The 26,790-nt window shown below is 41.5% G+C and carries 25 protein-coding genes and 1 pseudogene; 14 read left to right on the plus strand and 12 right to left on the minus strand.

The genetic code is table 11. The features are described 5' to 3' along the window. Position 1: 1 nt before the first annotated feature. From QN079_RS02710 to QN079_RS02735, 6 genes are all read left to right on the plus strand, one after another. Complete coding sequence (locus QN079_RS02710) at positions 2-1,264, plus strand: PTS sugar transporter subunit IIC (RefSeq protein WP_118215569.1); 1,263 nt, start codon at positions 2-4, stop codon at positions 1,262-1,264. A 363-nt stretch (positions 1,265-1,627) separates the two neighbouring features. Next, positions 1,628-3,667, plus strand: coding sequence for a BglG family transcription antiterminator (locus tag QN079_RS02715; RefSeq protein ID WP_118215567.1), 2,040 nt, complete (start codon positions 1,628-1,630; stop codon positions 3,665-3,667). Next, entirely contained in the window at positions 3,664-3,945 is a 282-nt protein-coding gene (locus QN079_RS02720; RefSeq protein WP_005227537.1) for a PTS sugar transporter subunit IIB, read from the plus strand. The genes QN079_RS02715 and QN079_RS02720 overlap by 4 nt, the downstream gene beginning before the upstream one ends. Positions 3,946-3,961: 16 nt before the next feature. Continuing rightward, positions 3,962-5,326, plus strand: coding sequence for a PTS ascorbate transporter subunit IIC (gene ulaA, locus QN079_RS02725; RefSeq protein WP_118215566.1), 1,365 nt, complete (start codon positions 3,962-3,964; stop codon positions 5,324-5,326). A 22-nt stretch (positions 5,327-5,348) separates the two neighbouring features. Further along, a complete protein-coding gene (locus tag QN079_RS02730) occupies positions 5,349-6,206 on the plus strand; it encodes a transketolase (protein ID WP_289230372.1) in 858 nt (285 codons plus the stop codon). Between the two features lie 3 nt (positions 6,207-6,209). Next, positions 6,210-7,172 carry a transketolase family protein gene (locus QN079_RS02735; RefSeq protein ID WP_118215564.1) on the plus strand — a complete coding sequence of 321 codons (963 nt, stop codon included), beginning with the start codon at positions 6,210-6,212 and terminating at the stop codon, positions 7,170-7,172. A 115-nt stretch (positions 7,173-7,287) separates the two neighbouring features. Here the strand turns inward: QN079_RS02735 and QN079_RS02740 are convergent, their stop codons facing one another. The 6 genes and pseudogenes from QN079_RS02740 to QN079_RS02765 form a co-directional block, all read right to left on the minus strand. Then, a complete protein-coding gene (locus QN079_RS02740; RefSeq protein ID WP_118215563.1) occupies positions 7,288-8,754 on the minus strand; it encodes a PH domain-containing protein in 1,467 nt (488 codons plus the stop codon). Next, positions 8,744-9,235, minus strand: coding sequence for a PH domain-containing protein (locus tag QN079_RS02745; protein WP_118215562.1), 492 nt, complete (start codon positions 9,233-9,235; stop codon positions 8,744-8,746). The genes QN079_RS02740 and QN079_RS02745 overlap by 11 nt, the downstream gene beginning before the upstream one ends. 315 nt (positions 9,236-9,550) lie before the next feature. Next, positions 9,551-9,904, minus strand: a complete 354-nt coding sequence (locus tag QN079_RS02750) for a DUF3784 domain-containing protein (protein ID WP_074536588.1) — start codon at positions 9,902-9,904, stop codon at positions 9,551-9,553. Positions 9,905-9,965: 61 nt separating this feature from the next. Then, the gene (locus tag QN079_RS02755) at positions 9,966-10,427 is read right to left on the minus strand and encodes a GNAT family N-acetyltransferase (protein ID WP_118215561.1); all 462 of its coding nucleotides are present in this window, start codon (positions 10,425-10,427) and stop codon (positions 9,966-9,968) included. A gap of 99 nt (positions 10,428-10,526) precedes the next feature. After that, positions 10,527-11,090, minus strand: a pseudogene (locus QN079_RS02760) (helicase). After that, positions 11,087-11,995, minus strand: a complete 909-nt coding sequence (locus QN079_RS02765; RefSeq protein ID WP_118215560.1) for a helix-turn-helix transcriptional regulator — start codon at positions 11,993-11,995, stop codon at positions 11,087-11,089. Before QN079_RS02765 ends, QN079_RS02760 begins: the two are co-directional and overlap by 4 nt. Positions 11,996-12,088: 93 nt before the next feature. On the opposite strand from QN079_RS02765, the gene QN079_RS02770 reads away from it, so the two are divergent. The 4 genes from QN079_RS02770 to QN079_RS02785 all read left to right on the plus strand — a co-directional run bounded on the left by QN079_RS02770 (position 12,089) and on the right by QN079_RS02785 (position 17,008). Beyond that, entirely contained in the window at positions 12,089-12,538 is a 450-nt protein-coding gene (locus QN079_RS02770; RefSeq protein ID WP_118215559.1) for an effector binding domain-containing protein, read from the plus strand. A 15-nt stretch (positions 12,539-12,553) separates the two neighbouring features. After that, complete coding sequence (locus tag QN079_RS02775) at positions 12,554-13,066, plus strand: ClbS/DfsB family four-helix bundle protein (RefSeq protein WP_289230373.1); 513 nt, start codon at positions 12,554-12,556, stop codon at positions 13,064-13,066. A gap of 421 nt (positions 13,067-13,487) precedes the next feature. Next, entirely contained in the window at positions 13,488-15,851 is a 2,364-nt protein-coding gene (locus QN079_RS02780) for an HAD-IC family P-type ATPase (RefSeq protein ID WP_118215558.1), read from the plus strand. Between the two features lie 230 nt (positions 15,852-16,081). Continuing rightward, on the plus strand, positions 16,082-17,008 hold the full coding sequence (locus QN079_RS02785; RefSeq protein WP_164890369.1) for a LacI family DNA-binding transcriptional regulator: 927 nt from the start codon (positions 16,082-16,084) through the stop codon (positions 17,006-17,008). A 415-nt stretch (positions 17,009-17,423) separates the two neighbouring features. Here the strand turns inward: QN079_RS02785 and QN079_RS02790 are convergent, their stop codons facing one another. Further along, positions 17,424-17,612, minus strand: a complete 189-nt coding sequence (locus QN079_RS02790) for a hypothetical protein (RefSeq protein ID WP_005227564.1) — start codon at positions 17,610-17,612, stop codon at positions 17,424-17,426. Positions 17,613-18,569: 957 nt separating this feature from the next. On the opposite strand from QN079_RS02790, the gene QN079_RS02795 reads away from it, so the two are divergent. From QN079_RS02795 to QN079_RS02810, 4 genes are all read left to right on the plus strand, one after another. Continuing rightward, on the plus strand, positions 18,570-19,028 hold the full coding sequence (locus QN079_RS02795; protein ID WP_118215557.1) for a hypothetical protein: 459 nt from the start codon (positions 18,570-18,572) through the stop codon (positions 19,026-19,028). Between the two features lie 323 nt (positions 19,029-19,351). After that, a complete protein-coding gene (locus tag QN079_RS02800) occupies positions 19,352-20,659 on the plus strand; it encodes a DUF3440 domain-containing protein (RefSeq protein WP_213336331.1) in 1,308 nt (435 codons plus the stop codon). A gap of 36 nt (positions 20,660-20,695) precedes the next feature. Further along, on the plus strand, positions 20,696-21,187 hold the full coding sequence (locus tag QN079_RS02805) for a hypothetical protein (protein WP_118215556.1): 492 nt from the start codon (positions 20,696-20,698) through the stop codon (positions 21,185-21,187). Further along, positions 21,114-21,647 (plus strand): IbrB-like domain-containing protein, encoded by a 534-nt coding sequence (locus QN079_RS02810; RefSeq protein WP_005227576.1) that lies wholly within the window; start codon positions 21,114-21,116, stop codon positions 21,645-21,647. Before QN079_RS02805 ends, QN079_RS02810 begins: the two co-directional genes overlap by 74 nt. 51 nt (positions 21,648-21,698) lie before the next feature. Here the strand turns inward: QN079_RS02810 and QN079_RS02815 are convergent, their stop codons facing one another. The 5 genes from QN079_RS02815 to QN079_RS02830 all read right to left on the minus strand — a co-directional run bounded on the left by QN079_RS02815 (position 21,699) and on the right by QN079_RS02830 (position 26,726). Beyond that, a complete protein-coding gene (locus QN079_RS02815; protein ID WP_182454530.1) occupies positions 21,699-21,851 on the minus strand; it encodes a hypothetical protein in 153 nt (50 codons plus the stop codon). Positions 21,852-22,341: 490 nt separating this feature from the next. Continuing rightward, the gene (locus tag QN079_RS02820) at positions 22,342-23,217 is read right to left on the minus strand and encodes a LysR family transcriptional regulator (protein ID WP_118215555.1); all 876 of its coding nucleotides are present in this window, start codon (positions 23,215-23,217) and stop codon (positions 22,342-22,344) included. A 166-nt stretch (positions 23,218-23,383) separates the two neighbouring features. Further along, positions 23,384-24,271, minus strand: a complete 888-nt coding sequence (locus QN079_RS16630) for an IS3 family transposase (RefSeq protein WP_315850476.1) — start codon at positions 24,269-24,271, stop codon at positions 23,384-23,386. After that, positions 24,229-24,795 carry an IS3 family transposase gene (locus QN079_RS16635; protein WP_005473325.1) on the minus strand — a complete coding sequence of 189 codons (567 nt, stop codon included), beginning with the start codon at positions 24,793-24,795 and terminating at the stop codon, positions 24,229-24,231. Before QN079_RS16635 ends, QN079_RS16630 begins: the two co-directional genes overlap by 43 nt. A 425-nt stretch (positions 24,796-25,220) precedes the next feature. Next, positions 25,221-26,726, minus strand: coding sequence for an AcpB/EbpR/MafR family transcriptional regulator (locus QN079_RS02830; protein ID WP_118215790.1), 1,506 nt, complete (start codon positions 26,724-26,726; stop codon positions 25,221-25,223). Positions 26,727-26,790: the final 64 nt, after the last annotated feature.

Consider the following 26,790-nt stretch of genomic DNA (forward strand, 5'->3'; position numbering starts at 1 on the left):
GATGCAGGTCATTGAGAACAAGGTATTGCCTATATTGCTGAAAATAGGCAATAGTAAACACTTAGTTGCTATAAGAAATGGGATTTCCATGACGATTCCTTTTACTATTGTTGGAAGTATCTTCCTAATCATTGGTAACTTTCCAATACAGTCATGGATGGATTTTGTGTCAAATTTGGGGCCGCAGTTGAATGCACCAGTCAATGTTACGTTCGGAATCCTTGGACTGATATCTGCAATTGGCATAGGCTATCATTTAGGAAAAGAGTTTGGTGTTGATGCTATTTCTAATTCGATGCTCACAACTATCGGCTTTCTTCTAGCAACATTAAACGATGACTGGACGATAAATTTGGCTAATTTTGGTGCTAGTGGTATGTTTACCGCGATCATTGTTGGGGTATTTGTCACTCATGCTTTTAAATGGTTTGTCACTCATAATATTGTAATAAAAATGCCAGAAGGTGTGCCGCCCACTGTAGCAACTTCTTTTGCAACGTTAATCCCAGGAGCATTTATTCTGACCGTTATATGGATCGTCAGAACTTTATTAGGGGTTGATATCAATGAAATCATTACTATTGTTTTCCAACCATTAATGCAAGGGATGGGAACACTCCCAGGCATGCTGCTATACACACTTCTCGTTTGTTTGCTATGGATATGTGGAATCCACGGAGACAATGTTTTGTCTGGAATTGCGACCCCTGTTTTCCTAAGTTATCTTGCTGATAATACGGCAGCTTTTCAAAGTGGTGTAGAAGTTCCTCATGTTTTTGCCGATGGATTTTGGATTGTCTTTATGTGTTTAGGCGGAACTGGAGCAACACTAGGTCTAGTGTTAAATATGCTCCATTCCAGAAGTAAGATGTATAAGTCGATTGGACGATTATCATTGCCGTCAGCTATTTTTTGTATCAATGAACCGGTTATTTTTGGTTTGCCTATTGTGATGAATCCTGTAATGCTTATTCCCTTTATAGCAACGCCTATGGTCCTATGTATCGGTACGTATATCCTAATGAATATTGGTATAGTAGGACCGATTGTTATTCAAGTTCCATGGACTATTCCTCCTATTATTGGTCCTTATTTAGCTACTAATGGTAGTATTGGAGCAGCTGTTTGGTCTGTTGTATCAATTGCTATCTCATATTTTATTTATATGCCATTTTTCAAAATATTGGAAAAGCAGCAAGTAAAAAACGAATCCGCAAAGACACAGGAAACGGAAACAACGATTCCTGTTAGTATAAGTGAGTAGATAGAAAAAGCTTATTTTCCATCATTCATTAAGATAAGTCTTTTAGGTATCAGAAAATAACTTTAAAAAAGTATATTGGAAAAATGACGATTGCTTTTAATGATTCTGATAGTTTCAATAATAAAACAACAAATAGCATCAGTATCTAAGCGAATCAGTAAATGATTCGCTTTTTTTAATATTGTATTTTTTATCCATTTGTTTCTATCAACAAAACCTTCTCGGATACTATATTGGATGTTATGGTAATCCTTGAAATCACCTCTTCGGTCCATCGTTTAAAAAAAACGGAGTTTCAGTTGTACCGAGAAATGATGGCGATTTCATTTTGTGCAAGCTATAGTTTAGGTGGGGGTAGCAAATATGATTCATTTCAAATTGACGTATCTGTTTTCAGAACAAAATGTTGAGGCGTTTCTTGATTTGACGAAGTGGAGGGATGAGGAATTTTTGGCGGAGATTGCCAAAATCAATCAAATCACTGAACAGCGGTTGAATCAACGAATCATGATTCATGAGGGAGAAGTTTTGATTCCTTCACTGATTCAACGAAAATGGCCGGAAATTCTTTTCGATGTCCAGAAGAATACGTTGTTTTTTTCGGAAGAAGAGCGGCGGTCCATGATTTATCTTCTGACTTTTTCAGCAGTGAAAGATTTATCCGTCTATCAGTTTCAAGAGCTGTTCTATGTCAGTAAGAATACGATTTTGAAGGATCTAAAGGGGATCAGAGAGGAACTTGCAGCTTTCAAGATTCAACTATTGTACTCTCGAAAATATGGCTTTTATCTTGAGGGAGAGGAATATCAGATTCGCGCTCTTGCCTTTCGAAAGGTCAGCGCGTTATCCAATACGAAAAACGGGAACTTGCTCTTATTTGAGGGAATCTATGAGCAGGATAAAACGATCTATGTTCAAATCAGAGATCGTTTGTCCGCAACACTGACTGATTTCAATCTGGTGATCGTTCCGAGTCGCTTCGAAGAAATGCTTTATTTTCTTAATTATCTATCCTTTCGGATGGCAGAAACGGCTGTTTCTTTAGCGGAGACAGAAATACCGCTGCTCCAGTCGCTGCATGTCCATCAAGTCAGTCAGCAGTTTTTAGCAGAATTTCCTGACATCAAAGATCGGAAAACAGAAGAATTTTATGTAACGATCCTGTTGAAAACGATTCTGCAAGGAGATATCGAAGATACTTCATTAGAGTTTTTATTGGAATGTGCCGGTAAGATCATTCATGAAATGGAACGGCTGGCAGCTATCGAGTTTGTGGACTATCGCACCCTTTTGATGAACACATTCTATCATCTTGTCCCAGCGTATTTTCGAATCCGCTACGGTTTTCCACTGGAGAATGTACTGATTGAAGAAATCAAGCTGCAATACAATGAGTTGTTTGAACTGACGAGACGAGCACTGGGTTCTTTAGAAGACTTAGTCGGCACGATCCCTGATGAAGAAATCGGTTATTTTACGATTTTGTTTGGTGGAGAAATCAGTAAACAAAAGGCCAAACGTGATTACTTCCAACTGAATGCATTAGTCGTTTGTCCCAGTGGCATCAGTTCATCCTTGATTTTGGAATCAGAATTAAAGGAACTGTTTCCCCAGATCCATTTTTTGCCGGCTCGTTCGATCGAAGAGTATGAAAATGTTCGGTTTAATGAAGAGATTGATCTGATTTTTTCCAGTGCGCCGATCAAAACCAAACGACCCTGTTATGTGATCAATCCGATTATGACACCCATTGAGAAGGATGAACTGGTTAAAAACGTACAAGCGGCATTTTTCCCTTCAAAAACTGGATTGCATTCCATTGACGATGTGTTAGAAGTGATTTTGCCCTATGTTGATTTAAAAGCAGGAATCAGTAAGCAAAAGCTGAGAAAAATTTTGCAAAGAAAAATCAATCGAGAATTGAATAGAAGGGAAGACCAACGTCCGATGTTATCAGATTTATTAACAGCAGAAACCATCCAATTTACCGAGGTGCCGCTGACTTGGCAAGAAGCCATTCGAGCAGCTGCTGCGCCATTAAAAAAAACCAATAAAATTGAGGAGCAGTATATTACCGCCATGATCAATAAAGTGGTGGATCACGGTCCTTTTATCCATATTGGAAAAGGCATCGCTTTGCCTCATGCACGTCCAGAAGATGGGGTCAATGCCATCGGGATGTCGTTATTAAAAGTCAAAGAACCAGTGCTTTTGAATGATGATCCGCAACACCCCATTCACGTGTTTATATGTTTGGCGGCGGTTGACAATGAACTCCATCTAAAAGCGTTAGCGAGTTTAACTAAAATTTTGTCGAATAATGAAAAACTAACTGCGTTACTTTCCGCAACCAATGCGGATCAAATAATTGAAGTGATTAGAGAAGGAGAAGATGAAAAATGAAATTTGCAGCAGTGTGTGGGTCAGGATTAGGATCAAGTTTTATGGTGGAGATGAATATCAATTCTGTTTTAAATGAACTGGGTGTCTCAGGCGTGGAAGTGTCCCATTATGATTTAGGAAGTGCTGCACCCGATATGGCGGATGTTTTCTTTGTTGGCGGCGATTTAGCCGATAGTGCGCAGCATCTAGGTGAGATCGTAGTTTTAGACAGTATTATCGATCTCGATGAATTGAAGCAAAAGGTTCAAGCCGTTTGTCAGGAAAAAGGATTACTATAAAAAGGAGTAGACAGTCATGAACGAATTTTTAGATATTCTTGTTGATATCGCGAGTACCCCAGCGATCTTAGTTGCGTTGATCGCCGTTTTGGGGAATGTGCTGCAGAAAAAAGACATTGCCACGATCGTCAAAGGGGGCATCAAAACCTTTGTTGGGTTTCTCGTGGTCACTGCCGGGGCTGGGGTGATCGAAAGCTCTCTGGCGCCATTTGGGGAGATGTTCCAAGCAGCCTTTAACATGCAAGGGGTCGTACCAAATAACGAAGCGATCGTTGCGTTAGCGTTGACGACTTACGGCACCTATACCGCACTTATTATGTTAGCAGGAATGGCCTTCAATATTTTGATTGCCCGTATCACTCGCTTTAAATACATTTATTTGACTGGGCATGCCACGTTGTATATGGCTTGCATGATTGCGGTGATTTTGAGTGTTACTGGAATAAACACCTTTAATCTAGTTTTATTTGGGGGCTTAGCGTTAGGGATCTGTAACACGATTTTTCCAGCGATCGCACAGCCGTTTACCCGAGAAATTACCAAAAATGATTCCGTCGCATTAGGGCATACGGGAAACTTCGGCTATGCATTGAGCGGGTTGATCGGGAAATACGTTGGCAATAAGGAAAAATCTACCGAAGACATCAATTTTCCGAAAGGCCTGTCTTTCTTGCGGGATTCTACTGTTAGTATCACGATTACGATGGCGGTTGTATACGTGATCGTAGCAATTTTTGCTGGGAGTGAATTTATTACGGAAAATCTTAGCAATGGCACGAACTCGATCATTTATTCGTTGCAGCAAGCAGGTTCGTTTGCCGCTGGTGTCTTTGTGATTTTAGCTGGTGTCCGTCTGATTTTGGCAGAAATCGTACCAGCCTTTAAAGGGATTTCTGAAAAGCTTGTTCCTAATGCGATTCCTGCATTGGATTGTCCAATCGTCTTTCCTTATGCGCCAAATGCTGTTCTGATTGGTTTTCTAACCAGTTTTTTCGGAGGGATCGTTAGTTTGATCATCATGGTCTTCACAGGAACAACCGTTATTATTCCAGGTGTCGTGCCCCATTTCTTCTGCGGCGCAACAGCAGGTGTTTACGGCAATGCAACGGGTGGTGTGCGAGGCGCCGTCATTGGTTCCTTTATTCATGGGATCATTATCAGCTTCATGCCGATCTTGTTGATGCCAGTCATGGGGGATCTTGGGTTCCAAGGATCAACTTTCTCTGATACCGACTATGGGGTTGCAGGGATCTTCCTAGGAAACCTAGCCAATATGGGCGGTCAAATCGCCATCTTCTCAGGGATAATTGCGGTAGTCGCGGTCTTGATCGGATTGACGATTTTCAAGAAAAACAGTCGGGCAAAATCTGTTTCTGAATAAATAGAGGATGGAGGGATAAATAGTGGCAATCAGTGAACAAAAATACCACGAGCTTGAAGAATTAGCGGCAAAGATTCGTTTAGATACCCTTTGCAGCATCAAGAAAATGGGACAAGGCCATCTGGGCGGCTCCTTTTCAATTGTTGAATTATTGGCCGTTTTGTACGGCAAACAGCTGCGAATCAATCCACAAGATCCACAGTGGGCGGATCGTGACCGACTCGTCTTGTCAAAAGGGCATGCTGGCGCCGCCCTGTATAGTGCATTAGCAAATACGGGCTATTTTGATCGGTCGTGGTTATGGACGATCAATGAGGGCGGCACGAGACTGCCTTCCCATCCGGATCGCTGGAAAACGCCGGGGGTTGATGCCACCACAGGTTCACTGGGGCAGGGAACTTTCATGGCTGCTGGGATCGCGACAGGCCTGCGCTTGGCAGGCAAGAACAGTTTTGTTTATTTGATCGTTGGAGATGGTGAACTAAATGAAGGACAGTGCTGGGAAGCCTTCCAATACATTGCTCACTTTAAACTGAATCACTGTATCGTCATTATTGATGACAACAAAAAACAGCTAGATGGGCCAACCAAAGACATTCTTGATCCTTTTGATATCCAGCAGAAGATGACTGCTTTTGGCTTTTATACAGAAAAAGTTCCAGGGGCAGACATGCAAGCCATTGATGAGGCAATCGAGCGCTGCAAAGCAATCGAAGACCAAGCGGTTTGCATTGTCTTGGACAGCGTGAAAGGACAAGGCGTTCCTTTCTTTGAAGAACTAGATGCCAATCACTCCGTGAAGTTTACCACGGATGAGATCAATCAAGCGGCAGAAGCGGCAATCAAAGAATTGACGATAAAAATCGAAGGAGGACGCTAAGGCATGTTTACATTAAGCAAAACCACTGCTGCTGCTAAAGAGCTGCGAACTTGTGTCGTTGACACATTGCTGGAACTCATGGATGAAAATAACCAGCTAGTTGCGTTAGATGCCGACCTTGGTTCTGCCAGCGGCTGGACCACGATTGCCAACAAACATCCCCAACGCTTTATCAACATGGGGATCGCGGAAGCCAATATGGTTGGTGTCGCGGCTGGCTTGAGTTTAACTGGTTATACACCTTTTATCCACACCTTTGGGCCATTTGCAACGCGTCGGGTATTCGATCAGCTGTTTATTTCTGGCGGCTATGGCGGCAATACGATCAATATTTACGGTTCTGATCCAGGGTTTGCAGTCGGGCACAACGGCGGCACCCATACGACATGGGAAGATGTGGCTTTGATGCGAATGATTCCCCAGTCGATCGTCTGCGATGCAGCGGATGAAATCCAAATGGCTTGGATCATAAACACCTTTAGCCAATTATCAGGCATTCATTACGTACGAGGCAATCGGAAAGCGGTTCCGACGATTTATGAAAAAGGCTCGACCTTTGAACTAGGAAAAGGCAATATTTTAAGACCAGGCGATGAACTGTTGTTGATTGCCAGCGGCCAATTGGTTTCTGAAACACTGCAAGTGGTAGAAGAATTAGCAGAAATAGGAATCAGCTGCGAAGTGATCGATATGTTTACCATCAAACCAATCGATAAAGAATTGATCCTCCGCGAAGTTCAGGGGAAACGGCAAGTCATCACCATCGAAAACCATTCTATTATCGGTGGACTAGGGAGTGCCGTCGCCGAAGTGCTTGCTGAAACTGGCAGTGCTGTCCCCTTAAAACGTATTGGTGTCAATGAACGGTTCGGTCAAGTCGGCACACCCGATTTTTTGCAAAAAGAATATGGCTTAGATGCTGCTTCAATCAAGCAGCAAATAGTCGAAGGGAAGGTTAAGGGATAGAAAAAGGAAGCATCAACGAATCAATGGTTGATGCTTCCTTTTCATTCCTTTCAGATCTTGTAAAAAAAGCGTCAAACAGCGCGTCAGTCCTGCTGTTTGACGCTTTTTTTATGAACTAAGACAAAAACCAGCGCCGTAAGTTTTCTGCTTCGGTTAATGGAAAATAGAACAGCTTACTTTCGGTGAGAGTATCTTCGGTTTTGATGGTTAGCTGTGACTTGCCAAGCCCTCTTTTGTGCTGCCAATGCGTGGTGGTGACAGTGAAATCTTGGATTTTATTTTTCTTCAGATAAGCGGTCACCTTCGTAAGACCGCGGATCGTTTGGCACAACAATACGTGGTTATCTAAAAATTGATAGCCTTGTATTTTGCCTCGCCAGATGCTTGATAACACGAAGGAGCCAAAGAACACGAAGAAAATCAGCGCTATCCACCAGAAAAAGAAGGCAGAGATTCCTACAGCAAGCAGTCCGATCAGCAGCGGCCAACGGCAGAAGTACCAAAAGTTGGGTCGTGGATTTTTCACTAGAGCGGTTTGTTGAAACGACCATTCGGGTAAAAAGCGGGTCAATGTTTCGGTCAGCTGCGCCTCTTTCAAAATGGGGAATAGATAGACCGTATCATCGCTTTCTGACGAACTGCCAGCAGCCAGCAGTAATTTGACGGAGTTTAGATGAAAGATTCTTCGATAAAGATTTTGTTCGACACTCAGCCCTTGGATCCTAGCGAGGGGAATCGTTTGGTGACGTTTAGAAAACAAGCCTTGCGTGATCAGCAGCTGTTGTTGGTTCGTTTTCACCGTAAAGCCATAATAACGGAAAAGATTTCTGGCGATCGCAAGGAAGAAAAACAAAATCAGCAGCCCGAGTAAAATTGCAGCACCTAATAAAAGGCCAAGTTGCTGCAATTCCGATGCATAGGCAAAGAGATTGGGAATGTTGTCGATCACGTTGTAGCCGATGACTAGAACCAAGGTGAAAACAGAAAAATCAGTGAGAGAAAACAAGAAAATCTCCTTGAATTTCAAAGTGAATGTTTCCAACGGCGGCTTGGCTGACTTCTCAGCTGAAAACGCAGCATAATCGTCGGTTGGTTCTTCTCTACTAGTTGTTTGGGCAATAGGCTGTTGTGGTGTCGCGGCCGCCTTTTTTGACGCTTCGATGGAGGCAATGAGAGCCAGCGGTAATGCAGGGAAAAGAATTTCGGCTTCGCCACTCGAACTTGCGACGCTTTCCAACTTCACTTCAGCTAGTTTAAACGGACGTAAATAAAAGTAATGATTCTCTTGAATGGTTTGGATGCGTTCAAATGGCAAAATCGTTTGTTTTTGGATAAAGAGTCCTTTGTTGACTAGCACACTCGTTTGATCGATTTGAAAGGTAAAGCGGGCGTAAGACAGTACCGCAAAAAGCAGACAGACCAGTAAAAATAGCAGAATACCGCCCAGAATCATCGGAAAAGAAGGGGCGTCGTTGAATAATTTGAATACAAGCAGAAATGCTAGTACCAGAAAATTTTTGCAATTTTTGAACCAATAAAGACCGATACACAGCAACGGCAGTCGTTGTTTTTCATAGATCATCTTTGACCACCTCGACTAAATTCATGATGGTTTCTCGCAATCGTTCGGCTTGCGCCACTGGCAAGCCTTCAATGGTGTGGTTGGTGGCAGCCGTATGAATCTGTAAGGAGACTAAAGCGTATTTTCGTAAAAAGATCCCTTGGTCCGTTTCGATGTGCTGGATTCGGCGGATCGGAATATACGTGGTGCTGCGAAATAGATAGCCACGTTGAATAGCGATATCCTTTTCTTGGATCTCGTAGCGATGGAATTTGTAACGGTAGCTCATCAGCACAAAAGAAAGCAGATGACTGATCAAAGTCAGTGCCAATAGGCTTGACCAAAGGGCGAACACCCAGAAATGAAGCCAGTTTTGCATGGATAAAAACCAAAAAGAAGTAGCGAAAAGTAAACTGAAAATGATCAGTGAAGTAATTGTCCGTAACCGCCAAACACGGATGATGGTCTGAGGCATTTGTTCATTTAATAAGGGATAATTCAAGGGAAACGTCCTTTCTATAAAAAAATGACTAATAAGTATAAATATAATGGTGCAGTGTAAGAAAAACAAGAGGCAAGGGAGAATTCAGAAAGGACAGCTGTCTCGATTGCGAAAAGATCTGTGAGAAATCTTCTTATAAAACAAGGAAGAACTGTCGTCTAGTAACCTAAAAAAAAAACCGTCTTAGATGACGGTCCTAGGGGGATCACATTCAGATGTTTTCGTTTAAAACAACCAATCATTGGTTAAAAAACTTGGATTACAGTGATCGCTTAGAAATACCTTATGAGTAAAACGAGAAATTCTCTCTTTATCTCAGTCTTTATTTATCGAATAGTACGAACGATTTTTTCGGACTTCATTGAAAATGAAGAGAACAAAAAGCAAGGTAAGGAGGGCACATACTATCCTAATTATTGACGAATCACCGATTTCTTCAAGCAGCAGGTAGAGCACAAGACCCAATGACAAAACATAAACACCTGTCCAAAAGGCGCATTTGCTCATTGATTTTGAGATTGCCTGACTATCTGCTTGTGCTTTTTGGTTTTCAGTCAAATCATTGTATCCAGCTATCAAGAATCCCCATTTTTGTTTGCGAAACTGAACACCACACAAAAAGCATCCGAGAGCAAATACAACGACCAAAAGATAAATCAACCAATACAAGTTTTCTCACTCCTTTCTTATCGTTCAAGAACGATCGTTAGGTTTCGTGTTTCAACACCACTCATTCAGCGAAACGTCGAACCATCGTAATATCTGTTTCCAAATAGCCCATTTTTTTGTATAGCTGATACGCAGACTGATTATGGGCAAAAACGTGCAAGCCGATTTCAGTGATGCCTTGCTGGATCGCCCACTTTTCCAAAGCCTGTAACGCTTTGGTGCCATAGCCTTTTCCTCGCTGGTCTTCCTCGATGATAAAGTCATAGATGAAGGCTTTCTGGGCAGCTGTGTTGATCCAAATCACCCCGATCGGTTCACTAAAATCAGCTGCAAATAAAGAAAACAAGTGATTGTTTTCGGTGGCAGTCCCTTGAGGAAGCAGGGAAGCAAAGATTTCTTTGGCTAGGGCGAGGGCCTCGTCTTTGGCCCATGTGCCTGCTTGGACTTTGTCATTGGCGTATTCGAAAACTGCATTGGTTAAGTAAGCAGCATAGTCGCTGTCTTTCATTGGGATTAAGTTCATCTATTTCTCCTTTTGTCCTTTTCGGCTCTTCTTAACCTACGGAATGATTGTAGGCAATGAGAAACAAGGACATTTGATATGAAACGGTTTGTTTCCCCTTCAGTTGAGGCGCTCTGGCAACGGGTCTCGTCGTTGAAACAAAAACAGGTCATCCGGTGCAAACTGGTGGCGTGCATCGCAAGTATAGCCTCGTAGCCAGTCAACCCCATCGATGCGGCGAACGTAGAATCATTTGGGGAAATCGTCGGTTTTTTCCAAAGGCACAGAAGCGATCGTGATTGCGGCAGCTGGCGCTTTTCCTTGGGATTTCAGTCCGGTACTATTTGCCAGTTGGCGATAGCTAAGACGAAAGTGTAAGGCCATTTCCAAGGTACAACAAGTCAATCCATAAGAAGGCGCAGCTGCAAAAATCTCCGTCAAAGAGCCGCCTTGGGGGAGTCCCAGTTCTTTAAGGGGAACAATCACACAAGCAGCATGCTGTTTATCGGCACTGAGGGAGAGCTGGGGATGGCGCAAGAGCTGGTTGGCATACGCGTTTAAGTGAATCTGATTTTCTTCCAACTGCTGGCAAAGGTGGTTTAGCGAAACCCCGCCATACTGTACGATCACTTTTTTCAAATCAAACACTCCTTTCAATAGGGATCCTTTTCTTAAAAAAATCAATTCGCACCCTCGTTCTCGGACAAATTGGCATAAATCGCAGCAACTTCTTCTTGGTAACGATTCTTTAGTCGAGGGGGACTTAAAATGCGTAGGCTTTTTCCAAAAGAGAACAAATAGGGCACTACCCAGCTTTCCTCGGGCAAATCAACGGTGACCACAGCAGTGCCTTCCTCCGTCAAAGTAATATCCTGATGATCGAACTCATCATATACCCGATAAAGAACGTCGGCTTGAAAGAACAAACGCGCAGGATAGGTGTCAACAGTCAACTCAATGGCAGAATCAGGCGCAGTGACTGGGAAAAAATGTTGGTCAGTGACGTAGACCTGACTCATGCGGCTGATTTTAAATGTCCGAAAGGCATTCTTTTGCTGGTCGAAGGCTTGCAGATACCAAGCTTGCGAGCGAAAAAGCAGTTTATAAGGCTGGCAGATGCGTTTTTGCAGTCCCTGTTTACTGACATAGTCAAAGGTGATCACGTGGTTTGTTAAAATACTCTTTTTTAATAAATCAAACATGTCGTGGCCGTTTTCTCGCCGATGCCAAGTGGAAAAATCCACTTCTAGCCAATCAGCATCGGGCTGCTTAAACAAGGATTGCAGTTTTGCCAGCGATTGCCCACTGATCTGTGGCGTCAGCTGGCGAATCCCTTTCAACGCCAAAAGCAGGTTTTTTCGTTCTTCCTCTGATAATAACACTTTATCCAACACAAAACTGCTTAACAAATAAACGCCGCCATTTCGACCCGTTTCAGTATAGATGGGCACGCCAATACTGCTTAGGGTATTGATATCTCTGGTGATGGTGCGAGTCGAGACTTCAAATTGTTTGGCCAATTCAGAAGTGGTTGCTTTTTCATGATTCAACAGGTGGTAGATAAGGCCGAATAGGCGTGTCGTGCTCACTTGGTTTACTCCTTTTATAAAAAGATGATAAAACACTGACACAAGGTGTCTAGGTTTCTATCGTATCATAAAGACAAAGAAGGAGGAACTCCAATGAAATTTTCGATAATGGCAACGGAAAGAACCAATAATTTTACTGATCCAGCGATTCAAGCAAAAATCACTGGCTTATGGGAGAAAAACAGCGAGGCGGTCAAGAAAGCCGCAGAAAAAGGAACGGTCATCGCTTGCGTTTACCACGAGTATGAGTCAAACTATCAAGGAGACTATGCCGTTTCGCTTTGTTTCGAAGAAACGGAGCAAGCAGACGAAGAAACGGAGCAAGCAGACTTTGATACAGAAAAATATACTTGGAAAAAGTATCCGATCGATCGGCGCGATGCGCATGGCATTTTGACTACTTGGCGTCAAATCTGGTCTGAGGAAGAAAACCAGCAGCTGCAGCGCGGGTATTCCTTTGATTTTGAGCAGTATGCGCCAGACGGCGAAGTAACGATTCTTATCGCCATTGCTGAAAGCGACAAAGAGCAGCTATTTTCCTGAATAGGAGGACAAACAATGAGACAGTATGAAAGCAAAGTAGCGCTGATCCAAGAGATCACAGAACGTTACCAAAAATTTCGCCAAGAATTTGATGAAATTCCTGAAGCCTTGCGAAATCAACGGATAGCAAGTGTCGACAAGACCCCTTCAGAAAACTTGTCTTACCAAATTGGCTGGGTCAGTTTGTTATTGTCATGGGAAGCACAGGAACAGCTAGGGATGAGCGTTCACACACCTGCTGAAGGGTACAAATGGAACAACCTTGGCGGATTGTATCAATCTTTTTATCAGACATACGGCAGTTTGACCTTAGCACAGCAACAAGAGCTCTTAGACCAAAAAGTGACGGCCCTTTGCCAGTGGATCGAGGGCTTATCCGATCAGGAATTGTTTGAAGCAAGGCAGCGGGATTGGGCAACCACCAAAGCACAGTGGCCAGTCTATAAATGGATCCATATCAATACAGTAGCACCCTTTACCAATTTCCGAACGAAAATCCGAAAATGGAAAAAGGAAGCACTGCATTGATCAATAAAAGAAGCAAGCTGGTTGAGCGTTTTTAGCAACTGAGGGAACAGCTAACTTAAAGAATTGTTAAACAGTTGATCTGTGAAGATCAGCTGTTTTTTTATTTTGTGTCATCGCAAGAAACCACCTGGAAAGTCTATGATAGCTTATTGTCTAGTCGGTTTAGGTTACGAAATAAACTGTTATTTTAAGTGCTAAAGTGACGCGAAGGTGACAAAAATGAAACGCCAATTCGTAAAAGGGTATGCTATATTTTAAACAGTACTTGTTTTTTTACAGAAAAAAAGCGGGGAGTCGATGGCGTATCTTACGCAATCGACGCCAATTGGTTTTATAGAAAAAACACAAAACCATTTCCAAGTCTGATGCAAGTTTGCTGAATATTCAGCAAAATAAAAGTAAATGACTAAGAATAGAAAGGGTGAGGATCATCGAAAACAACCAAACCATTGGCTTGACGTCAGGAGAAGTCAAGGCGCGGGTGCAGCGCGGTCAAGTCAATAAGACAAAAAAGGATACGACGAATACTTACCCAAAAATCCTTTTTACCAATATCTTTACCTTTTTCAATTTGATCAACTGTGTCCTATTCTTTCTCGTCTGTTTGACAGGTTCTTATCAAAACGGCTTGTTCGTCTTTGTTGTCTTCAGCAATGTGATCATCAATCTCTTTCAAGAAGTTCGTTCCAAACGAACGCTGGATAAGCTGGCACTGCTAAAAGTTGCCAAAGCCGATGTTTATCGGGATGGTAAGCTGGAGAATTTGCCGATCCACAAACTCGTAATGGATGATGTGTTACGACTGAAAAGCGGGGATCAAGTGCCGACGGATGCCAAAGTCATTCAAGGGTCTTTAGAAGTCAATGAATCCTTGCTGACTGGTGAAATGGATACGATCTACAAGCAGCCAGCAGACGAGTTGTTTTCTGGCAGTTTTATCACTGCTGGCGAAGCGTTATGCCAAGTGATCCACGTAGGCGCTGACAACTATATCGCAAAAATCAACAAAGAAGCCAAAACCATCAAACGACAAAAATACTTGATCCAAGGCAGTTTAAACAAAATCATTCGTTGGATCAGCCTGATTTTGGTCCCATTATGTACCCTCTTGTTCGTTAAACAGTTCTATTTTTCTCATGCAACTTTCAACACCGCCATCTTACGGACGGTGGCGGCAGCTGTGGGAATGTTCCCCGAAGGTTTGTTTTTATTGACGAGTGTCACGTTGACCATCAGTGCCGTCTATCTGGCGCGCAAAAAAGTGATGGTGCAGGAATTGAACTGCATTGATGCCTTGGCACGGGTCGATGTTCTTTGCTTAGATAAAACGGGCACGATCACCGAAGGCAAGATGACGGTGGAAAAGACGATTTCCTTTCAATCGGAAACACCGTTGGCAGAAATCACTGGTAACTTAATGGCGCAGCTACCCGATCAGAACCCAACGGCAATGGCGCTGCGAACCTTTTTCCCAGAAAAAACGACGTACCAGATGCAGCAAGTCGTCCCCTTTTCATCAGAGCGCAAATTTAGTTGCGTCACGTTTGAAGGACAAGGCACTTATTTCATCGGAGCTGCGTCGATTTTACTGGGAACCAACCATGAAGCTGTCTTAAAACAGGAAAGACAGCTGGCAGAAGAAGGCTACCGTGTGATCGTTTTGGCTCACAGTACGCAAGGCTATGAGGAGGCAGGACTGCCGACGGATATTGAACCGTTAGGATTTTATTTACTGTCAGACACGATCCGTGAAGATGCCAAAGAGACCTTGGAGTATTTTCGTTCACAGGCAATCCAATGCAAGATCATCTCTGGCGATGATCCAGTGACAGTCAGTCAAATCGCGAAAAAAGTCAATCTACCAGGGGCTGCTGATTTTATCGATGTGTCAAAAATAACTGCGACCGAATTAAAAGAAGCTGTCAGCAACTATCAGATTTTTGGTCGAGTGACGCCGCAACAAAAGAAAGAAATGGTGCTCTACTTGAAAGAACAAGGGCATACCGTCGCAATGACTGGCGATGGCGTCAACGATGTTTTGGCGCTAAAAGAAGCCGACTGCTCCATCGCAATGGCTTCTGGTGTTGATGCTGCGCGTCAAGTATCAAATCTGGTTCTTTTGGAAAATCAATTTGATGCTTTGCCATCGGTCATGGACGAAGGCCGCCGAGTGATCAATAACATTACCCGCTCAGGTTCATTGGTGCTAGTGCAAGTCTTATTCTCCATCATGATCACCATGGGGACGTTGTTATCAGGAACGACCTATCCTTTTGAGCCGATCCAATTAACGATCATCAATGCCTGCTTTGTCGGCATTCCGACCTTCTTTTTAAACTTTGAACCAGACTTCAATCGGATCAAAGGGGACTTTATGACGACGATTTTCAAAAATGCTTTTCCAACAGCCTTGACGATTACGGTAGGAACTTTGCTGATCATCAACTTTGGCTATTGGTTCAACAGCAGCAGTAAAGCTCTATCGATCATGAGCATTATTTTTACTGCTTGGAACTATCGCTTGATCCAGAAAAAAGTCTATCCAGCGATCAACAGCTATCGAACGATGATTTTTTTCAGCACCCAGATCTTGTACTTTGTCGCTTTGATCGTCGGTCGCGACCTCTTTAACCTAGGCAATACCAGTTATCTCAACCTCATTCTCTTGATTGCCTTGTTGAATTTTTCCGCCTACATGCAACGCTTTGCGGATAAGGGCATCGAGCTGCTGATGCGAAGATATACGAAGAAACGTAAAAGTTTATCAAAAGAAATGATTCAGTAAATAATAGAAAAACTGATTGCTTAAGCAGCGTTTACAGCGTGCTAGGCAGTCAGTTTTTGATTTAAAATAAATTTCTTTTCTTTTCAAGGAGTCTAAGTCTTGCTATGAAACTCGTTTCATACCGTACAATCAACCAAGAGACCTTTTCAGAAAATTGTCGAAAGTGGAACAACTAATTTTCTATGGTAGACTTAGGTCACGAGCAAAACAATCAGATAGGAATGAAAGAAATGGCAACGATTCGCGATATAGCAAAAATTACTGGTTTTTCGATCACGACGGTCTCTCGTGTGATCAATGGCCATCCTTATGTTGATGAGCAAAAGCGAGCAGCGATTTTGGCGGTGATGGAAGAACTGGATTACAAACCGAATAAAATCGCCCAAAAGCTTAGCTCGGGGAAAACCTATAATATTGGAGTCATCGTACCGTTTGTCAATCACGCCTTCTTTGATGGAATTTTAAATGGCATCATGGAAGAAGCCTTTGCCCAAAAATACAAGGTGACGTTGCTTCCGACCAATTTTGATCGGAAGCTGGAGCTAGAATATCTAGAAGAATTCGCTGCAAAGGGATTTGACGGCTTGATCGTCATCACCCGCGCAAATCATATCGAGACATTTTATCCCTACATGGAAAAAGGACCGATTGTTTTTTGTGAAAATTCGACCGGTACTGCCGTTCCTTTCGTTGCGATCGACTTGGTCGGCTCTGTGACAGCCAGTATCAAGTATTTGAAAGAACAAGGCGTAAAGCGTTTGGGACTGACGCTCGGGCGCAGCAAACGCCTCAGCTGCAATTCAGTCAACACGATCGCAAAAGCCAAGGAGCTGTTTCCTACTTTTTCTGAAGCGGATATTTATTGGGATTGCATCAAAGCACAAGATGGGATTCCCGCAGCCGCATTTTTTAAGGAACGAGGAATCGATGGGGTGATCACAAATGGGGACGAGATCGCAGCGATGATCTTAAATCAATACTCCCACGGTACAGCACCCATCGTGATCGGACAAGAAAACCTGCTCATCAGTCATATGCTGCACTTTTCTTCCGTTGAGTTTCATCTGGATCAGTGCGGCAAAGAAGCCTTTCGCTTGTTTCAAGAAAGAAAACAAGAGCAGATCATTCTGCCTTACGAACTTATTATTCGTGAATAATCATCGTTTTAAAAAAACACACCTTTTTGTCGAGAGGTGTGTTTTTGCCTGCTTATTAAAGGGGAATTGTAGAGATAAAATAAAAAAAATAAAGAAAAAATTTATTTTGAAAGCTTGCTTTTCACAGAGTAAAGGGCTACCATTGGTCTGTGGCTTTTTCGCCACAAAAATAGGAAACGTATCAGACAAGAGTACTTGGGGAAGATTCTCTTTGGGGAAGCCTGATACGTTTCCTTTTGTTCATTCTAACACTATTTATATATAAAGTAGAGAGATATTGAGTAGATAAATAAAAATACTACTGTAATTGATGAATAGGAAAAAGGCAATCTCACAGACGAGTATCTCTGGAGCGATTTCCTACAACATGCTGGATGGCAAATTGCTCCATCATGTTTTGATTAATTACAAAGCATCAACTAACTAATTGTGTTGCACCCACTAGAAAATTACATAATTTCGCAACACCTGTTTCAGCTGTTTCTTTGATTAGAACAGTCGCAGTATTTTCGTAAACATGAATCACACTAACTTCTTGTAAACCGGTAAAGCCAATAACATTTGCCTGATAGTTTTGACCAGGGAACACTTGGTATTTTTCCATGTTTTTATCTCCTTCATTAATCTTATTTCAAAAGAATAATAATTAAAATTTAAGAAAAAGTAAAGTGAAACGATTTTTCATTCAAAAACTCGTCCTTTCGGCTATTTATTCGAGTGGAAATCAACTTTTTCTGTAATTTTTCATTTGTGTTTTCAATAAATATACGATGGCTAGTTGAATATTATTCAATGGATCATACCAATTTACCGAGCAATCGACTACAAAGTTGAGTGAAAGAAAGCTAGAAATTTCCAGCTATATTGTTTGTTTTGTCCCGTCTTCACGCTTATAATAAAGGTAGGAAGAACGATCGGCGTTACCACTTCCTAATTCAATTGAAAAGGGCGTGCAAGTTATGGAAAACGTATACCGAAATAACTTTGTCAAAAGAACGGTTCAACTGATGTTTGCACCAAAAAAAATCAGAAAACGTCCACCCGAGCAATGGATCAAAATGCCTACCGACCGAGGTATTCGGAGAAAGGACGCGTGATCCAGCATCTCGCAGCTATGCGTGAAATAGTGTTTGAAGAAACGAAACTCAGGAAGTCCCGTCAGGGGACTTCCTTTTTTATGTCATTTTTATCACATTCTTCATTGAGAAAATTATTAGTACAGGCGCTCTTTTGCAGACGCAAGGTCAAGAATACGATGGAATAAGAAATCACAAACTACAAAGAAACGAATGTCAGAACTCAATGGATCATTGGATGAAAGACTACAATCCTTCTTTTCATTGAGGGATTTCCCTGTTTCTTTTGATCGATTTTAAATTGGATATTGCCGGGAAAAATGCGCGCCAACGAACGATCACTTTCTAATGGCATAGGAGACCAACATTTAAGGAACGTAAAAGCAATCAAAAAAGCGCTTTTTTCGTACAAAGATTCTGTTAAAATGAAGATATGGATAAAAAAAGTAATTGCTGCAAATCAATCATTTAAAGAAGGTGAAAGCATGGACTACCAAGAAATCGCGCGTCATTTTCAAACGACATCGTTTGATCCCCAACCGTTTGTGCAAACGGCGATCGATGATCGAAAGGTAAGGGAGAAGCTAGTGGAGAATGTCGTTGATGGTCAAAATCATATCAATGAGTATTTTAATAGTTATTTGATTATTAAAGAAGTAGCCATTAAAAACCCTGAGCTGATTTATGATGAGTGGGAACGGATCTGGGCACTGCATACCCACAAAAATTCCTATCATCGGTGGATCGCCCATGATCTGATCACGCAACTTCTGGTGATCAATCATGAAGACAAGTTTGAAGCAATCAAGCGAGAATATGTACTGCTGCCCAAAGAAGAAAAAATCAGTAATTACAAGAAGATGTCTGAGAATATCCAAAAGGCTATGAAGCTCAAAGACCTCAGCAAAGAAATTTCACTGTTATGGAAAATTAAGTACATGTGATGAATGAACGGATAATCAGGTTGATGGTATTGCTTTCTATTAGCTAAATCATAGAAAAAACAGGCTATCTTTTTGTGATTCAAAAAAGAGCAGATGTATCAGTAGCAAGCAGCGATTATGAAGTTTAAAAAATTGATATCTCTGCTTTTTTTAGCCTGTAGTTGACTCATTATCCGATACTGAGCGCGCGTATTTCAACATGTCGCTGTATGAAATAACAGGGAAATCTCCCTTAAGTCCTTGTAAGAAGCCAAGTGAAACTTTATACTAGAATGTAATACTTATTCAAAAAAAGGACAAATAAAATGAGGACATGAGCTTTTATGAAGAAATATTGTAAGGAAAATGTGCTAGAAGCGGCGATGACGCGTTTGGAATATATTTTTGATACGTTTCCCCATGTGTATTTCTCTTTCAGTGTTGGAAAAGATAGCGGTGCCATGATCCAGTTGGCTGACCAAGTCGCACAGAAAAAAAAGAAAACCTTTGATCTGCTGATTTTAGATATCGAGGCAAATTATGACGCTACGAGAACGTTCATGGAAAAAATCAAAGCGTTACCAAGTATCAATCAAACCTTCCACTTCTGTTTGCCCTTTTACGAGGACAACAATACCAGCGTCTTTCAGCCACAATGGTTGATGTGGGATGAACAAGAACGTGAGAAGTGGGTACAGCCGATGCCCAAAGATGCGATTTCACTTGCTGATTTAGATGAATCATTGATGGAAATCTATCAGAGTGCAAATATGAACCCTGATAAGTTTTTACGAAACTTTGCTCATTGGTACGCAAGCTATCATCAGTTTGAACCTGTTGCTTGTGGTGTGGGGATACGAACCCAGGAAAGTCTGTATCGGTATCGATCGATCACATCGCCAAAGTATAACTTTCGGAAGCAATGCTGGATCAAACGGCAAGTAGCAGATTCAATGGTCGTCAATTTTTACCCAATCTATGATTGGAAGACGGAAGATGTGTGGGGAGCCTATGCCCATTTTGACTGGCCGATCAATGGCTTTTATGAAAAGTTGTACGATCATGGCGTTCCGATCCATCAAATGCGGATCTGTCAGCCTTACGGCATGCAGCAACGAAAAGGCTTGTACCAATATGCTCTGGTGGAACCGGAAACGTGGGAGCGCGTCGTAAATCGTGTGTCAGGAGCCAATTTTGGTCGCTTGTATGCCCAGACAGGATTGCTTGCGCATTACAATACGAGAAAGCCCAGTCATATGACTTGGCAAGAGTATGCGGTCTTTTTACTGGAATCAATTGGACTTTATTCAAAGAAATTGCAGGATCATTATTACCGCAAAATCACGATTTTGATTGATCATTATCGAGAAAAGCACGGGATCGAAGTGGAAGATATACCCGATGTGACCAAACGTAAGGACTGGCTGAAAAACGAAGTACTCTGGCATGACTGGAAAGGGATCGCTCGTGCGTTAGAAAAAAATGATTTTTCTTTGAGTACGCGACAATATAGTTTGACGAAAAAAGATGAGTCTGAATTGTATGAGTTGGCGGTCGATTTTGGGGCGGCTTTGGGGATCGAGCATTTACCCAAGTATCAGTTAAAAAAATTGAATGCCAAATACGAGTATTTAACGAAAAAAATCACCTAACGATGGACGAATGTGTCCTTAGAGAGGAAGGGTTTTGTGAACGAACGATTGGTTTTATTTTTTCCACCGTATAAGAAAAGCCAATTCTATCAATTGATGGGGGCTTTTTTTGCGGAACGGGTGTATCAGCAGCAATTTCCGTACTTAGTCAATGATGAGAACTGCTACTGGTACGTGATTCTTGATGACGAAAAACGGGTGACTGCTTTTTCTTATTATGAAAAAGGCGCCAACAAAGTGGAGCTAGGGGAATTTTATGAAAAAGATCCAGCCGCTCAATTTAAAAAGTTTCTTTTACGGAAAATGCTGGTGGATATCAGCCGCAACTACCCAGAAGCAGAGATTCTCGCTTCTAGTAACCAGCCTAGTGAAATTGCACTTTTGGAGTCAAAAGGGTTTGCGGTTTATCGACAAACAAAAAATTATTCATTTCTAAAAAGGAGTGTAGTCCCTCATGAGCGATATCGATTTTCCAGTGTTAGCGGCGAAGCTGATCCCAGTCAGCAAGATTCACGCGAATACATATAATCCCAACACCGTGGCTGCTCCAGAAATGGATTTACTGGAACTGTCGATTCGAGAAGATGGCTTTACGCAGCCATTGGTTTGTTACCACGATAAGGAGCAAGACAAGTATATTTTGATCGATGGGTTTCATCGGTACATCGTAGCAAAAGACCGCTTGGAATTGCCAAGTGTTCCGGTCACGGTGATCGATAAGCCATTTGAGAATCGCATTGCTTCAACGATTCGCCACAATCGAGCACGTGGTACCCATGGTATCGAGAAGATGGGAAACATCGTGCAGCAGTTGGTAGCTAACGAGTGGTCGGATGAACGAATTGCCAAGGAATTGGGGATGGACCGCGAAGAGGTCTTTCGCTTTAAGCAGCGTTCAGGTTTGAAAAGTGCCTTTTCTAACCATGAATTCAGCAAGTCTTGGATTGAGTTTGAAAAAAGATACTACAAAGGCAAAAAAGAGACCTGAGAGGTTGAAAAAACTATTTAAAAAAGCTATCTATTAGAAGATAGCGATTCGTTAATAATTCTTTTTAAATTTTGAATAGGTGTTTTTTACAACGATAACGATCAAATTGACCACCATCGACAAGCAAAACGTCCCTAAGAGAATAGCTAGGATCACACCTAATGCGTCTCTTAGAAAGCTGAAGATCGCTTCAATGATAAACATGGTTTTTCCTCCTTTTCTCATCGTCTATTTTTTCTGACAATTGCAAAAACAGCTTCCTTGAGCAATAACTACCCAAAGACTTTGCCCTGCGGGGTACAAGCCTCAGTTTCTTGAGAACTCGTCGCTTCAAAATTGAGTATACTTTGTAAATAATGAAAAAACGTTTCTATTTTTTACAATCGGAGAAAAAATCGGAAATGTTAAGAATAACGACATCTTTTCTGATTTTTCCTCGGTTTTTATGAATAATCGTATCAGGTTGCATAAAAAAAGTAAAATGATAACAAAAAATCGAATCGAGAAAAAAGATACTATTTCGTAACTTTATAACCGTAAGCGAATTCAAAAACCTTGCTGCACCAAGTCTTTAAAACGTAAAGATTTGGTGCAGCTCTTTTGTTTCCCGCTGTGACGAGGGTTACAAAATGACTGACATTATTTTTCCGTAAAAAGCATCATTGCATAAAAATCAATGCGGATTAAAACCGTTTTATAACAAAGATAGTAAGCGCATTTTTAGCTCGACGACAAAATTTTTTGTGATGCTGGGAGAAAGCATCAGTGGATGTTTTGACAATAAGCCAATCGACATGTGGGGATCAGGTAAAGGAAGCGAGACGATTTTTACTCGAGCATGAGTTTGCTCAATGATGGAACGAGGGATCAGACTGCAGTATCCAGTTCGTTCGATCAAGTAAGGAATCGTACTGATATTGCTGACAGACTCCCAATGGATCGAAGGAACCTGATTGTCAAGATAGCTTTCAATTTTTGTGCGAGCTGGACAGTCAGACTTGGAACGATAGAGATGGCTCCCTTCAAGATCGGCTAGCTCATTGATGATTAATGGGTTTGAGATTGAGGTAATGCAGCAAAGCTCTTCTTGAAACAATTCCTCGTAAGCAAAATGTTTCTCGTGAGGAAGTGAGCATAAGGCGAAATCAATTCGGTTTTCATTTAGTGCATTGGCTAATTCTAGTGTTGAGCCCACGACGATCTCGAAGTTTATTTTTGGATAGTGCTGCGAAAAATCGTGAAGCAGTGCAGGCAAAACCAAAATGTCATAGGGGTGAAGGATGCCCATCCGCAACGAATACTCGACCGTATGGGAAGCATTGATCAACTGTTCTTTGACCCGCTCCCAGTGGGCAATCAGTTCGGGTACTTCCTGTTTCAACAATTCGCCTTCCAAGGTCAATACATTGCTTTTTCCTTCCAAAAATAACGCTACTTCTAATTCGTTTTCTAACTTTTTGATATGGTTCGTAACGGTCGACTGGGCATAGTTTAGTTTGGCGGCAGCTCTAGTAAACGTACCTTCCTCGACGATTGTTTTGAAGGATTGCAGCTCCTTGATAAAATCCACGTTTGTTCCCCTCTCTTTTTACCTATTATACAAAAAAGGAGCGGGGAGAAAATTTCTTTTTTTTCTAGTAAATAAAAAAAATAGATACAAAATGTAGTGACCCCAAAAAGTTAGACTTTTATGGAGTGGAGAAATCCACTCCTTTTTTGTACGATAAAATTAACTGTTAGACAGCTGTTTTTACAGCTTCTCGAAACTGAACCGGACTTCGCCAATTTAATTTCTTTTTGATGCGTTTATGGTTGTAATAATAGATATATTGGTCAATTTTTGTTTTCAATTCATCTAAACTCCGATAGACTTCTCCATGAAAAATCTCTTGCTTTAATAAACCAAAGAAGTTTTCCATAGGTGAGTTATCTAAACAATTCCCTTTACGAGACATACTCTGGAAGATTTTATGCTGCTTCAATTTATTCTTATAAGCATTCATTTGATAGGCCCATCCTTGATCTGAATGGAAGGTTCTACGAAATGGACAATCATTTGTCATCTGGATTGCTTCTTCTAATCCTTCCATTATGGCTAGTGCGTTTGGTTTTTCAGAAATCCGATAAGATAGAATTTCACTATTGTAGAAATCCATGAAAGGATCTAAATACAGCTTTTTCTGACGAACGACACCTGTGGTGTCTACTTCATAATACTTAAACTCTGTGGTATCAGTTGTAATTTTTTGGTGACAGATATTTGTATAAAACCGACGATGAATACGATTTTTGGCGACAGTGCCAACCTTCCCACGATAAGAATTGTACCGTCGAGATTTTCGAGTGTAAGACTTTACTTCGATACCTAGTTTTTTTATCAGACGTTGAATCTTCTTTTTATTGACATGAATCCCTTGATTCTCTAATTCTTTTTTTAGTCGCAGACAGCCATAGTCTTTATGCTCCTTGCGAATTTCAATCATTTTTTCTTCAATTTCTTGGTCTGGGTTTGGTCTGTCAAACCGTTTCTGCCAATACATATAGGTTGCTTTAGGAAATTTCAATGTTTCAAGAAGCTCAACTAGTTTGAATGATCCTCGGAGGCTGGCGATGATTCGTGCGATTGATTCTTGCGTCTTTGCTGGGCTTCCTGTTTTCGCAGCTTCCTCAACTCTTTTAAAAAGGCATTCTCAATTTGAAGGGATCGGACTTGCTTTTCTAATGCCTTGATACGATCGCGTTCTTCAGTTGTTGTATTTTCTTTTTTGTTTTCTTTTTTTCTAGTCAAAGTAAGTGGTCGCCCTTTCTCTTTTGAGAGCCCCTCAATACCTGCTTCTCTGAAATTACGCATCCAATTGGCAATAAGCGCAGGGTTGTTCATTTCTAAAGTGCTAGCAACTTCTCGATAGGACATCTCACTTGTTTGATATAACTCTAGCGCATTTAACTTAAATTGAACAGAATATTTCTGATTTTGATGCTTTCTCAATAGACCTTCCTCTCCGTATTCACGATAGACATTCACCCAATTACTTACTTGAGACTTGCTTGAAATACCGTATTTGTTGGCAAGATACCGATATCCGCCCACGCCACTAAGATATTCTTTAACGATTTTTAGTTTTAATTCAAAAGGATATTTTGCCATACAAATAGCGACCCCCAAAAGTTAGATTTTTGGTCTAACTTTTGGGGGTCGCTTCAAAAGTTATTTAAAACATGCAGTCTGTTTTTACCGTCTGTTTCTTTGTTTTTAAAATAACGATTTTCACATGTGGGGCTAAGAGTAGCCGCTAAAATTTCATTCATTAAAAAATCCACGAAGCAGGCAACTTTTCAGGGATTACGAACAGCACATAAAAACAAGACAGTGGCTTTCTCCGCTGCGCTTGAATGGAAAAGCGTTTATTAGGAGAGGAATCTTGCAAAAAAGGTCTGATTTTTTTCTGATGTGAAAAAAATAGACACGCTAAGAGAAAAGAAAAATGGATACTTAGGAAAGGGTCAAAATAGCAAACCGCGCAATGAAAAACTGGTGGCGATTCCTTCAAGAAGGCCGTCAGTTTCCTTAGGTCAACGAATCGGTGTGATTCTTGGCTGAATCAGCTGTTCAATCGTTTTGTGGATGATCGTCCAGTCCGAAAGGGTGGGGACATTGGAAATGCGCAGTTGCTGAAATTTGGTGTTGCTTTTCAGATGCAAGTCAAAATTGCTGACGATCAAATCTATTTCCCGATGGATCAATTCTTGTTCATCAGGAGCCACTTCAAAAAAGTAACTGATTTCTGTATGGTCGTTTTTAAATAATTCCGTTGATGCGGCTAAGAAAGCATCTAATCCAGCACCGCCTTGAAAAGCAAAGGCTACTTTGAGGTGTTTTTTCAGCTGGGGATTAGGCGCTAACTCGCTTAACAAAGTCAATGTGACTGCGATATGTTCCAAGTGAGTAAAGGAAAAGAAGCGGCTTTGATCGTTGAAGGGTTTCAACCACTCATTCCAAGCAAGGTAATCCGTCTTGAATGTTGTTTCAACAAAGGCTTTGATCTGCGGATCAGCAAACTCATAATTGGCAGAAATCATCGTCAGCAGGCGAAGATTCACGAGATACGCGATGATCTTGTGGGCGGCTGCAGGTGGAATAGCGACGCCAGATTTCTCTAAAAAGGCAGCCGCTTCTGCAATAATTTCTGGTCTTTCTGTATGGTGAAAAATGTAATCCGCATCGCTTTCGCCGTTGATGTCCATCGTACTATAGGAAAGACAATGGAGCGCATTGACAAAGATCCAAAGCAGTTCTTGTTGCGGCAAGTGGATGATTCGGTATTTTTTCAAGTAATGTTCGTTTAATATTTCTGAGAAAATAGCGAAGCGTTCTTTCTCCAATAGATTGCGTTCTAAAGACGGCGGCAAGGTCAAAAAGTAAGAATAGCGCCACCTACGCTTGGCGATACTTAGCCACAGAGCAAGTCTGTAATGGCTGTAATGCAAATCTTTCGTGTTGGCTTCCTTGGCTTTTTGGACCAGCAGGCGGGCATCCGCGGGACTATCCTTATCTAAAATCGTGCTATCGCCATAAGCAGAAAAAAAGACGAACAGACAAAATCGGATGTCCGCTTCGGTACCAATAAAGTCAAGATGATTCGTGGCAATAGTTACAGAATAGGTTTGCAACGACTTGTTCATGTAGCTGATCGTCCGTAAAAGATGACTGCGAGAATAACCGAATTCAATCGTTGCTCGGTGAATAGAGTATTTTTTATTATCAATAATACTCGTCATGATTTTAAACTCCAGCGTTTCCATCCCCAGGTATTGGATGGCAGAATTGATGGAAGCGTTCGGCGCATAAGCGATCGAGACGATGTTCGTTTCTGAGAGTGTGATCTTGACCAGTTCCTTTGGCAAACTGTCACTTAAAATACTCAGCTCTTTGGTAACTGTAGGCAAAGATAGCCCTAGTAATGTCGCTAATTCTTGTGGATGATACCCTGTCGGTGCAGCATTTAGCACTTGTAAGATTTTTACTTGTCGAGAAAATGCTTTGTCCCGATGCAAGTTGATAGATAAATTTTCTAACATTGAAGTCACCACCTATCCATTGAAATTACGCTCGTTTTAAGTAAATTATATAATACTCTGCGCC

Source organism: Enterococcus sp. FZMF (genome assembly GCF_030263915.1).
GTDB classification, from domain to species: Bacteria; Bacillota; Bacilli; order Lactobacillales; family Enterococcaceae; genus Enterococcus_D; species Enterococcus_D casseliflavus.

Bases quoted from the DNA above. Each gene is read 5' to 3' on its own strand.
- QN079_RS02710 (WP_118215569.1), top strand. From the start codon at position 2: ATGCAGGTCATTGAGAACAAGGTATTGCCTATATTGCTGAAAATAGGC.
- QN079_RS02715 (WP_118215567.1), top strand. From the start codon at position 1,628: ATGATTCATTTCAAATTGACGTATCTGTTTTCAGAACAAAATGTTGAG.
- QN079_RS02720 (WP_005227537.1), top strand. From the start codon at position 3,664: ATGAAATTTGCAGCAGTGTGTGGGTCAGGATTAGGATCAAGTTTTATG.
- ulaA (WP_118215566.1), top strand. From the start codon at position 3,962: ATGAACGAATTTTTAGATATTCTTGTTGATATCGCGAGTACCCCAGCG.
- QN079_RS02735 (WP_118215564.1), top strand. From the start codon at position 6,210: ATGTTTACATTAAGCAAAACCACTGCTGCTGCTAAAGAGCTGCGAACT.
- QN079_RS02740 (WP_118215563.1), bottom strand. From the start codon at position 8,754: ATGATCTATGAAAAACAACGACTGCCGTTGCTGTGTATCGGTCTTTAT.
- QN079_RS02755 (WP_118215561.1), bottom strand. From the start codon at position 10,427: ATGAACTTAATCCCAATGAAAGACAGCGACTATGCTGCTTACTTAACC.
- QN079_RS02770 (WP_118215559.1), top strand. From the start codon at position 12,089: ATGAAATTTTCGATAATGGCAACGGAAAGAACCAATAATTTTACTGAT.
- QN079_RS02775 (WP_289230373.1), top strand. From the start codon at position 12,554: ATGAGACAGTATGAAAGCAAAGTAGCGCTGATCCAAGAGATCACAGAA.
- QN079_RS02785 (WP_164890369.1), top strand. From the start codon at position 16,082: ATGGCAACGATTCGCGATATAGCAAAAATTACTGGTTTTTCGATCACG.
- QN079_RS02790 (WP_005227564.1), bottom strand. From the start codon at position 17,612: ATGGAAAAATACCAAGTGTTCCCTGGTCAAAACTATCAGGCAAATGTT.
- QN079_RS02795 (WP_118215557.1), top strand. From the start codon at position 18,570: ATGGACTACCAAGAAATCGCGCGTCATTTTCAAACGACATCGTTTGAT.
- QN079_RS02800 (WP_213336331.1), top strand. From the start codon at position 19,352: ATGAAGAAATATTGTAAGGAAAATGTGCTAGAAGCGGCGATGACGCGT.
- QN079_RS02810 (WP_005227576.1), top strand. From the start codon at position 21,114: ATGAGCGATATCGATTTTCCAGTGTTAGCGGCGAAGCTGATCCCAGTC.
- QN079_RS02815 (WP_182454530.1), bottom strand. From the start codon at position 21,851: ATGTTTATCATTGAAGCGATCTTCAGCTTTCTAAGAGACGCATTAGGT.
- QN079_RS16635 (WP_005473325.1), bottom strand. From the start codon at position 24,795: ATGGCAAAATATCCTTTTGAATTAAAACTAAAAATCGTTAAAGAATAT.
- QN079_RS02830 (WP_118215790.1), bottom strand. From the start codon at position 26,726: ATGTTAGAAAATTTATCTATCAACTTGCATCGGGACAAAGCATTTTCT.